This window comes from Sphingopyxis sp. BSNA05 (assembly GCF_013265645.1).
Taxonomy (GTDB): Bacteria; Pseudomonadota; Alphaproteobacteria; order Sphingomonadales; family Sphingomonadaceae; genus Parasphingorhabdus.
On record NZ_PYIA01000030.1, the window covers coordinates 1 to 10,048 of the forward strand.

General features: G+C 53.7%; 5 protein-coding genes and 5 pseudogenes. 2 read left to right on the forward strand and 8 right to left on the reverse strand.

Features of this window, described 5'->3' with window-relative positions; all coding sequences use genetic code 11:
• Positions 1 to 18: 18 nt before the first annotated feature.
• A pseudogene (locus C8024_RS03680) lies at positions 19 to 790 on the reverse strand (IS256 family transposase); the annotation flags it as partial.
• A gap of 57 nt (positions 791 to 847) precedes the next feature.
• On the opposite strand from C8024_RS03680, the pseudogene C8024_RS03685 reads away from it, so the two are divergent.
• A pseudogene (locus C8024_RS03685) lies at positions 848 to 1,162 on the forward strand (toprim domain-containing protein); the annotation flags it as partial.
• A gap of 321 nt (positions 1,163 to 1,483) precedes the next feature.
• Positions 1,484 to 4,212, forward strand: a pseudogene (locus C8024_RS03690) (TonB-dependent receptor).
• An 87-nt stretch (positions 4,213 to 4,299) separates the two neighbouring features.
• Here C8024_RS03690 and C8024_RS03695 read toward each other — a convergent pair.
• The 7 genes and pseudogenes from C8024_RS03695 to C8024_RS03705 form a co-directional block, all read right to left on the reverse strand.
• A pseudogene (locus C8024_RS03695) lies at positions 4,300 to 4,924 on the reverse strand (transposase); the annotation flags it as partial.
• Between the two features lie 61 nt (positions 4,925 to 4,985).
• Positions 4,986 to 5,258 (reverse strand): hypothetical protein, encoded by a 273-nt coding sequence (locus C8024_RS20855; RefSeq protein ID WP_240616812.1) that lies wholly within the window; start codon positions 5,256 to 5,258, stop codon positions 4,986 to 4,988.
• 33 nt (positions 5,259 to 5,291) lie between these two features.
• Positions 5,292 to 5,507, reverse strand: a pseudogene (locus C8024_RS22865) (transposase); the annotation flags it as partial.
• On the reverse strand, positions 5,446 to 5,994 hold the full coding sequence (locus C8024_RS19940) for a hypothetical protein (protein WP_217271972.1): 549 nt from the start codon (positions 5,992 to 5,994) through the stop codon (positions 5,446 to 5,448). The gene C8024_RS19940 and the pseudogene C8024_RS22865, both read right to left, overlap by 62 nt.
• Positions 5,946 to 6,374 carry a transposase DNA-binding-containing protein gene (locus tag C8024_RS19945; protein ID WP_217271971.1) on the reverse strand — a complete coding sequence of 143 codons (429 nt, stop codon included), beginning with the start codon at positions 6,372 to 6,374 and terminating at the stop codon, positions 5,946 to 5,948. Before C8024_RS19945 ends, C8024_RS19940 begins: the two co-directional genes overlap by 49 nt.
• A 341-nt stretch (positions 6,375 to 6,715) precedes the next feature.
• Positions 6,716 to 7,015 (reverse strand): hypothetical protein, encoded by a 300-nt coding sequence (locus C8024_RS22870; RefSeq protein ID WP_367947138.1) that lies wholly within the window; start codon positions 7,013 to 7,015, stop codon positions 6,716 to 6,718.
• Between the two features lie 26 nt (positions 7,016 to 7,041).
• The gene (locus C8024_RS03705; protein WP_367947139.1) at positions 7,042 to 9,666 is read right to left on the reverse strand and encodes a TonB-dependent receptor; all 2,625 of its coding nucleotides are present in this window, start codon (positions 9,664 to 9,666) and stop codon (positions 7,042 to 7,044) included.
• Positions 9,667 to 10,048: the final 382 nt, after the last annotated feature.

Genomic DNA, 10,048 nt, shown 5'->3' on the forward strand with positions numbered 1-10,048 from the left:
TTTGCACCGCCGTTCTCACTGCACGACGGCTTCGGGAAATACCGCCGTTATCGCATCGGGAAAGCCCTTGAGACCATCAACGACTGCCAGCATGATATCCTCGGTGCCCCGGTTTTTAAGCTCGTTCATAACGCGCAACCAGAATTTGGCACCTTCATTTTGTTCAATCCACAGGCCGAGAACCTCTTTGCGGCCATCAGCGCGGACGCCAAGCGCGATATGAATAGCTTTGCTGCGAACCATGCCTTCATCGCGGATCTTGACGCGAATGGCGTCGAAAAACACCAGTGGATAGGCCGGATCAAGCGGCCGCTGCTGCCAGGCAGTAACTTCTTCCAGCGCTGCGCGTCTTCCCGTGCCCCCGGCACGGCGCGATGCTCGCCGTCGGTGACAGTCGAGATCAGGTCAGGCGATACGTCGATGCCGTACAGGCGCGCAGATGCCCGGTGATCTCTCGTGTGCTCATCCCGCGCGCATTCATTGAGATAATCTTCTCATCAAAACCAGGGAACCGGCGCTGGTATTTAGCAATCAACTGCGGATCAAAGCTGCCCTCGCGGTCGCGCGGCACCTCGATCTCGATTTTGCTGCTATCGGTGATGACGCGCTTGCGGCCATAGCCATTGCGGCTGTTGCCTACCTGTTCATCGCCACCCAGATGATGATCCATCTCGGCATTCAACGCCCGTTCGGCGAGCGCCTTCTTCAACGAATCCAGCAACCCTCCCTGATCCAGCGCAGAAGCTGCATCCGATCATGCCAATAGTTGATCCAGTAACTCTGCCGGGATCGTCGGCTCTTTGCGTCGTCACATAGTGGGACTCCTTTTACCCATTATGCCCCACCGCGGCTGTTTCCCGGAAAATTCCATGTGCTTGGCGGGCGGTTGTCAGCACTGGACGGCGTGCGGCCCGAAGACATTGCGATCGACAAGCTGATCAAGCGCGTCGAGCAGGGCGGGATTGACGAAGTCGTTCTGGCGATGAATGCCACTTTGGAGGGTCAGACGACGGCCCATTATATCGCCGAGCGATTGGAAAATTATCCCGTGAGACTCAGTCAGCTGTCGCACGGGATACCGGTGGGCGGTGAGCTGGACTATCTCGATGAGGGGACTCTGGCGCAGGCGTTGCGCTCTCGACGGCCGATAAATAGTGATTGACCCGGTTTCGGTCCAAGCAGTGTTTGGGACGGCCAAAAATTTGCCTGGAAACCATCCAAAATGCGGGGAGATCAGGCCGCGCCAGCTATGACGCTACGTCATCCTGCTCTTATTAATTATTCTCTGTTTCCAGAAGATGCGGGCCATTGGATGTTGGAAGCAAATCGGCTGCTCATTTGTTGCGCCAAAAGTGCCGCATAGGCTGACAATAAAGCCACAGTTTGCAGAAAACGGTGCATTGATGCGAGATTTGGCTATCAAATGTGACGGGCTAGGCTATACATTAATGAGGATAAAAATAAATTTTCAGGAGAGCATGTTATGAAATTAGCGTTGAATCTATCTGCGTGCGCATTTGCACTTGCAGCAATCACCACCGCCCCCGTTTATGCACAGACGCAATCGGATGCCGCCGACCAAGTTGACGGAAGTGATGAGGGTGCCGTCGATAATAATGTGATCGTGGTGACCGCACAGGGCCGGTCGCAAGCTTTGTCCGATGTTCCTATTGCTGTTTCGGCCATTAACGCGGAACAATTGCAGAAGAGTGGGGCAACCGACATTCGTGAGCTCAACCAGCTTGCGCCTTCATTGCTTGTGTCATCGACCGGAAACGAAGCCAATGGCTCTGCCCGTATTCGCGGTATCGGTACCGTGGGTGACAACCCCGGACTGGAAAGCTCCGTGGCCGTGTTCATCGATGGTGTCTATCGTTCGCGTAGTGGTAATGCGCTCAGCGAACTTGGCCCGATTGATCGGATCGAAGTTCTGCGGGGTCCGCAAGGAACATTGGGTGGCCGCAACTCTTCTGCCGGTATGATCAGCATTACCACTGCCGCCCCTGAATTTACATTCTCAGGACATGCCGCAGCATCCTACGGCAATTACAACCAGATACGTCTGGAAGGGGGCATTAATGGCCCGTTGAGCGATACGATTGCTGCGCGCGTCGACGGCGTTTATTTGAAGCGCGACGGCTTTTACAATGATGTTGTAAACGGAACCGACGTCAATAACAAAGACCGGTTTCTTGTGCGTGGCCAGCTGTTGTTTGAGCCAAAGGATGGACTGACGGTCCGGGTGATTGGTGACTATTCAAAGAAAGACGAATCCTGCTGTGCAGCGACGTTCGTCCAGCCTGAATTTGCGCAGCGGGCAAGAGTAAGCCCGGGACTTGATCCTTTCGCTCTTCCACAGCCTGGTGCGCCCGCTCTTACCGACACGGCGAATCCGATCATACCGGTGCTGTTGGCGCTCGGTCAAAACAGCAACGCGCTTACGCAAAGTACGTTCAACCGGGATATCTATGTCACACCCGGTCGTTCATATGCCGGTGAAACCGAGGATTTTGGCGCTTCGGTTGAACTCAATGCCGAACTGGGTGAGATGAACTTCACGTCGATCACCGGATATCGTGAATATTCCAACTTTCAGGGTAGTGATACCGATTACACACAGGTAGATATCCTTTATCGCGAGCCGAATGAAAATGCCGGTGCTCGTGAGTTTAAAACCTTTACGCAAGAACTGCGACTGCAGGGTTCGGCGTTCGACGACAAGCTGGATTGGTTGGTCGGCGGTTTTTACGCCAACGAAAAGCTTGAGGTACGAGATAATCTGCGCTTTGGTTCGCAATATGGTGCCTTCGCACCATGCCGTGTCGTCAATGCCGTTAACCCGGCCCTTGCATCTCCAACCAGCACAGGCTGTCTAAGCGCTGGCGGCAGGGCTGCATTGCAAGCCGCAAATGGAGGTGCTGGCGCATTCGGTGCAGCGACACCGTTGATTTTGCCGGTCTGGACAATCTGGCTCAGATCAATGACAAGGGAACGGTGCTCGACACATATAATCAGAAAAGCGAAAATTTTGCTTTTTTCACCCACAATATCTTCCACGTTACCGACAAGCTCGATCTGACTTTGGGACTGCGCTATACCAATGAAACCAAGGATTTTAACGCAGCCTTCACCAACGACAATACGATGTGTCCGATCCAGCGGGCATTGTTCACTCCCTTACTTAGCGGAGGACTTGGTGCATTGGCAGGCGGTCTGATCGGTCTGTCCTGTCAGGGCAACTCAACCTCTGAACTGGATGGCGTATCGCTGGCCGATAGCCGGAGCGAGAGCGAATTTACCGGCACAGCCATTTTGTCCTACAAGCCAACCGACGACCTGCTGATTTATGGTAGCTACTCGCGCGGTTATAAAGCTGGTGGTTTCAACCTGGACCGGTCTGCGCTGACCAGTTCAACTTTGGGCAATCCGGCAGTGACGGGCAGCACCGCCAATCTCCAGTTTGACCAGGAAACGGTAGATGCATTTGAAATCGGTGCAAAATATTCGACCCGTGAATTTTCGCTGAGCGTGGCGGCATTCCGTCAGCAGTTTGACAATTTCCAGCTGAATACGTTCAATGGCTCCGCTTATGTGGTTCAGAATGTAAACGCGTGTAGCGATGATCTCGGTGGTGCGGATCGCGATGCCAGCGGCGCAACGGGCAATTGTACCCCGGATAACGTCAAATATGGCGTTGTCGCGCAGGGTGTCGAACTGGAAGCGTCGATCAACCCGATCAGAGACGTGAATATCTCGATGGGCCTGATTTATACCGATACCAGCTATGAAAATAATCTGGTTGGCCGTGATACTGGCTCTCCACTCGATCCGGCTTTGCGCCTGCTGCCAGGCGACAATCTGTCCAACGCGCCTGAAATCACAGCGACCGCATCGCTGTCCTACACGCCGCCAATCGGCAACAGCGGATTGACCGGGTTGTTTTACATCAACGCCCGTACCACCAGTGACTATAACACCGGTTCGGATTTGCTTTACGGCAAGGAACAGGACGGGTTTACGCTGGTAAATGCGCGTATTGGTATCCGTGGTCCTGACGATAAATGGGCGATCGAAGGCTGGGCACAAAATGTCTTCAATGTTGGTTATTCGCAGGTTGCGTTCAACACGCCATTTGTCGCATCGCAGCAGACCTATTCGGCTTTCCTTGCGGAACCAAGAACCTATGGCATCACATTGCGTGGCCAGTTCTAACACTACTTTGGCAGATTTGTGAGCGAGCGATGAGAGATGCAGTGTCCGCACTGTGGACACGTCAGATCAGGAGGTTTGGCGAGGCGTTCAATGATGGCCTGCCTGATCGTCGGCAGGCTCGGCTGTGGTGGCGACCCGGCGATTCTTTTTCCCCCTTGGCCTGCTTGAGGAGGCGGGATTGCAGGAAGGCCAAGGCAATCATCGACATCAGCGCATGTCGGTGAAGCCCCTTCCATGATCGGCCTTCGAAGTGATCGAGGCCGAGCTCTTCCTTGAGTTGCTGATGTCCCTGTTCGCAGACCCAACGGGCCTTGATGGCTCCGGCAAGCGGCTTGATCGGCGTGTCGGAGGACAGGTTGGGGAGGTAGTATTTGCGCTCGCCGGTTGAGCGATGTGCGCCGACCAGCCACACTTCCTCGCCGGGCAGATGTTGCGCGCCACTGTTCCGGATGCGTTGAGGCGGGCCATCGGCAACTCGCACGCGAACGGCGGCGAAGCGTGCCGAGAGCAGCCCCTTGGTTCCGCGCCGCCAACTGACCTTGCGCCACTTTGCTACCTCCAACATCGCCTTTGCCGATACCGATGTAGCGTCGGGAATGTGCCGCTTGCGGGGGCGACCACGCCCGGCGACGGGAAAAATCATCGCCACGTCGGCGGGATAGACTTTCTGCTTGTACGGGATGCCGACGGCCCATGTGAGGCCGCGTGCACTTGCCCAACATTGATACGTATTGAGGGGCCACACCCACGTAAGCGTGGCGAGGACCTTCCAATTACCCACAAGTCTTACGGATGGCGTTGGCACCGATTTTGATGTCCATGAGGCGGGTCCATCCTCGCCAGATCACAATGTTACCTGGAGACGGGTCATTGGCGCGAGCGAGATAGCCGCCGAGCCGCGCGATTTCGTACAGGTAATCGGATATGGTTCTGAGCCTGGGCACCTTCTTTCTGGAAGCCACAAGATGATCGATCAGGACGATTTCGTCATCGGTCAGCGCGAGCCTGGGTGATGCGGAAGGCGCGGCGCGATTGATCATGGTCATCCAGAAGATGCGCCATGACAGGATGCAGAATATTGCGATCAGATTGACAAGTCGATCGGCAGTCCGGAGCCGTGCATCCTCAGCCCGACAGCCGGATTTTAGTATCTTGTGGAAAAGCTCGATCTTCCAGCGTTGGGCGTACCAGTCGAGCTTTTCAATCGCTTCGGCAGGCGTTGTTACCGGCAGATCAGTGATAAGCCTCCAATCGATAGGGGGCCCGCCCTTCAGGTGCTCTACACTCACGGGCATGCAGGATGGTAAGGTTGAGAGACGGATAGCGCTTTTGCTTGCCGATCGGTGGCAACACCTGGATCCGTCTATAGCGTAACTCAATGTCGGCATGATCGTCCTTGTCGATGACGACCCGTTGCATGCCCTGCACGGAAACCTCGCTCATTTCGTCGGCAATGGTGTGGTCACCGTCACCGGCCAGACGATCGACACAGGTGCGGACCAGAAAATGTGTGCCGAGTGCCTGCGCTTCGCAAAAGAATTCGTAAATGTCGTTCTCCCGGTCGCCGATGTGGACCAGTCGCTCGGACTCGCCCAGCATAGCGGTCGACTGACGCATGTTCTCGAGCCAGCGGTAGCTTTCCTTCTCCTCGTTCGGCACACGCGTAGGATTGATCCTTCGTTTCAGCGCGTTGGTGCCCTTGAATTTGGTGCGGGTCCAGAATTTCGCTGCTGTCAGACCCAGCGGCAATCCCTCGGTCGTGATCGCAAGGCTAGAATGCATGAGCAGGCCACAGACCGTATGAAGTCGCAGCCTGCCATTTTCATCGCGTCGGCTGGGTGCCAGGCCGATTGCACCGATTTTTCCGGCGCGCGGCGTTGATAGGAGAATTCAGTGGTGTCCTGTAGAACGAGGATTGGCCCTTCAAGCGTTCCAACACGCGCTCGCGTTGCTTGAAAATGGCCGGCGAGGATTTCGCCTTCGTTCACTGAGCCGTTAGACAGGAAGCGGTAAGCTGCCTTGGTATTGGCCCAGTCCTGACAGGCCATCGGGATCGGTGCGCCAATCGCTCCTGCCATCTGCGCAAGCATCGTTCTAAGCCGCTCGCCCAGACGCTTGTCGCGAAATGCGCCGATATCAACTTCCCCATCGGCCCATCTCACTGCGTCGAAACCAGAATTCCCCCTTGTGCACCCCGTCAGCTATTTCAGGTGCCAGAGGATGAATCATACCCGATTCCACGTGAGCAAGGTCCGCGCGGCCAATGGAATCACACGTGCGACGACTTGTGGGTAATTGGAAGGTCCTTGCCACGCTTACAGCACGCCTCGCCCTTGGGAGTTAGTCTCCATGCACGGCTTTCCTGATCGCAAAATGGCTGCCAATTTCGAGATATATCTAAAATCCGGATCAGGTCGCGCTTTCGCCAAAAGGCATCTTAGATGATCAAAAAAGCCCCGCCGGTTTCCCGGCAGGGCTTTCTTCATATCATGGTCGCTTCAGATCAGAACTTGAAGCCAGCTCCAATACCATAGCGGCGTGGCTCAAGTGAGAAGATATTCGTGTACAAGCCCGACGACTGATCGGTGACATATAGTCCGGTCTCCGAGTTGCTGTCGAAAATATTCTGGACAAATCCACGAACATACCAGCGGTCATCCGTACCGTTCAACTGAATCTGGGCGTTTGCTTGCGCATAACCTTTGATCCGGTTGACATTGCCGTTGAAGATACTGCCGAAACTTTCACCGGTATAAGCAAGGTCAACACGCGGGACCAGACTCATGCCATTGTCAAAGTTCATGGTATATTGCACGCCAGTGGAGAATTTCAGCTGAGGTGCCTGTGGCAACTGGTTCCCACGAATGTTCTTGGGAACACCGGCAGAGAAATACTCGATCCCGCCAAAGGCTGCCGGAACAACGCCTGCACCAGCAAAAGCTCCTTGGGCCGCTGCGTCCAGCACAGCGCAAATACCAAAGGCACCGGTTGAAGCAATGCCACCATCAGCAGGGAATGCCGTGGTTGGTTGCAGGCCTGCTCCAGGTGCAAGTCCCGGCACCAGACCGGCATTGATCGCACCATTATCGTGTTGACAAAAGCATTTACACCAGCTGCATTTCCGGACGTGGAAGCCACCGCACAATTGGATGCATTGGTAATATCCTGGATGATGACCGCATCCGACCGGCCTCCGCCAAAATCGCGCGGATCGCTGTTAAACGTATCGCCCTTGACCTTGGTGTGCAGATAGCTGAAGCCCATGTTGATCATCCAGTCCGGATCAGGACGAATGACTGCCTCGACTTCCGCACCGTAAATATCGGCATCGATATTTTCGTTTACAGCGGTCCGAGCAACAATCTTGCTGAGCTGCAAACCCTTATATTTATAGTAGAATGCAGTCAGGTTGAGTTGCAGAGCCCCATCGCCAAATGTATTTTTCGATCCGATTTCAAACGCATCGACCTGCTCGGGCCGGAAGGATTCCGGAGCTGCGAAAATTGGCTGCAGTGGCGGATTTATACCACCTGACTTATAACCGCGAGAATAGGATGCATAGATCAGATTGTCGTCGGTGATTTTATAATCAAGCACCGCACGGCCAGTGATTTCATTGAACTTGACCTCCCGATTCTGGAAAAGTTGATTACCGGGTATACCTGGATCGGCATCCAAAGATCCGACGAATGGTGATTCAAACGCATCGGTTGTTTGACTATATGGCACAAGGAAGTCTGCCAGCGTTGTACGCGCTCTAACTTTTTTCTTGTCGTTGTTGTAACGCAGTCCACCCGTCAGTTTCAGCTTGTCGCTGATATCGAAATAGACTTCGCCGAACAGGCCATAGGATTTGACCGTCAGATCATCCGAATGGTTGCGATAATATGGCGTGCCGAGGAATGAAGGCGGCAAGCCATCGGCAAGCGAAATGAAGCTACCGAGCAAACCTGCCCCATAATCGAGCCCGAAGGCGTTCACATAATAGCTGTTCTCGGTCAGATGAGAGTCGGCATAAATACCGCCGACCAGGAAGTTGAACGGACCATCCAGATCGCTTGAGATGATCGCCTCGACGGACCAACTGCTGTTATCCAGATTCGACCGGTCAAATTGAAGCGGTGTTGCGTCGCAAATGCTGTTGCCCCCAAATACCCCGAGACCGGTGGTATCAGTATCTGAAGTACAAAGCACGCCGTTCGGTCCATCCGGAATGATCGCAGAAGCAAGAGGTGCAAAATAAGCTGCAGGAAGACCTGGGATCGCACCAGCTGCAGCTGCAGCAAGCGTGTTTAATCCAGTTGCATAAATATCCCTACGGCCAATATTGTTGTTATAGTCCTGCCGAGAATCCAGCTTGACCTTCTGGTAGGTACCGGAAAGTTGCGCGCTGATCGGCCCGAAGTCATGTTCGATCTTGCCCTGGAACGTCAACTCGCTGGCAAAATATTCCGGCGTGAAGGCCGTGTTGACCGTCCGCGGATCCGCGGGAACGGAAACACCTGCATATTGGTCTGGACCGTAAAGACTACCGAGAGCAAAAGCCGTTGGAATACCCTGAGTTGCAAGGAATTCGCGCGACGATAATGTAGCCGCAATAGTCGAGTTCGCGTTGAACGATTCTGCATTGCGAGAACTGTTCAGACAACCCAAAATACCTGTAGGGTCACGTTGACAATATTGCTTCTGAATCCGCATACGATTGTCATCTTCGCGGAAATATGAAGCATAAAGGTCAATCGTCGTATCCGCAGTTGGTTCGAAACGCAGCGAACCACGCACCGAATACATATCCCGGTCATCAAGATCAGGGCCGCCGTTAAGATTGGTGGTATAACCATCGCGTTTTACATAAACGCCGGCACCACGGAATGCGATATTGTCACCGATGGGAATGTTGACCATGCCCTTGACTTTGATCGCGTTATAATTGCCATATTCGGCATCGCCGGATGCCTTGAACTCTCCCATTTGTGGCTTGGCAGTGACAACATTGACCACACCCGCGGTCGCATTGCGTCCGAACAACGTGCCTTGCGGACCGCGCAGCACTTCGACGCGTTCGAGATCGAAAAATTCTGTTTCAAAAAGTCGCGTCGCGAAAAGAGGCGAATCGTTCAGGTGAATGGCGGTTGCCTGATCACACGACGCGCCGACACAAAGATCGCCGATCCCGCGAATTGTAAAACTGGAACTGACAAAATTGGTTTTGGTAAAGGTGATGTTCGGGAGCGTTAGCTGGAGATCGGAACTGTTCTCGATCTGTTGGGCTTCCAAGGCTGCCCCGGAAAATGCGGAAACCGCAATCGGTACATCCTGAGCACTTTGTGCCTGCCTCTGCGCGGTCACGATAATGACATTGCTATCAATGGTACCATCATCACGGTCCTGCGCCATGGCAGGTACGGACATTGTAGATATAGCTGTGGCGGCTAATAATAACGATTTACGCATTTCTCTCTCCCAAATCCCAACATTTTATCGGAGAGTGATATTTTTACGCACCCCCCCCCCATTCCGTTATTACTTAACTAATCGCTCGATTAAGTCCAGGCTCAAATCGTGAAACATCTAGTTTTGCTCCATTTTAGCACGATACACAGGCAAATTGATGCAATTTTGCTACAAAAAAGCCCTGCCGATTTCTCGGCAGGGCCATATTTTGTAATTTTAATGTCTCACCTTTGAAGGAAACTCACCAGCTTATAGCTGGTAGAAGACTTCAGCCGTTATTGTTTGCTCAGCACTATCCTCCAGAAAATGACCGGCTCGCAGGCGAAGTCATTCTGGAGGATAGTGCTTATGCCATATTCACGCGTGAGAACGGCGGTGCAAA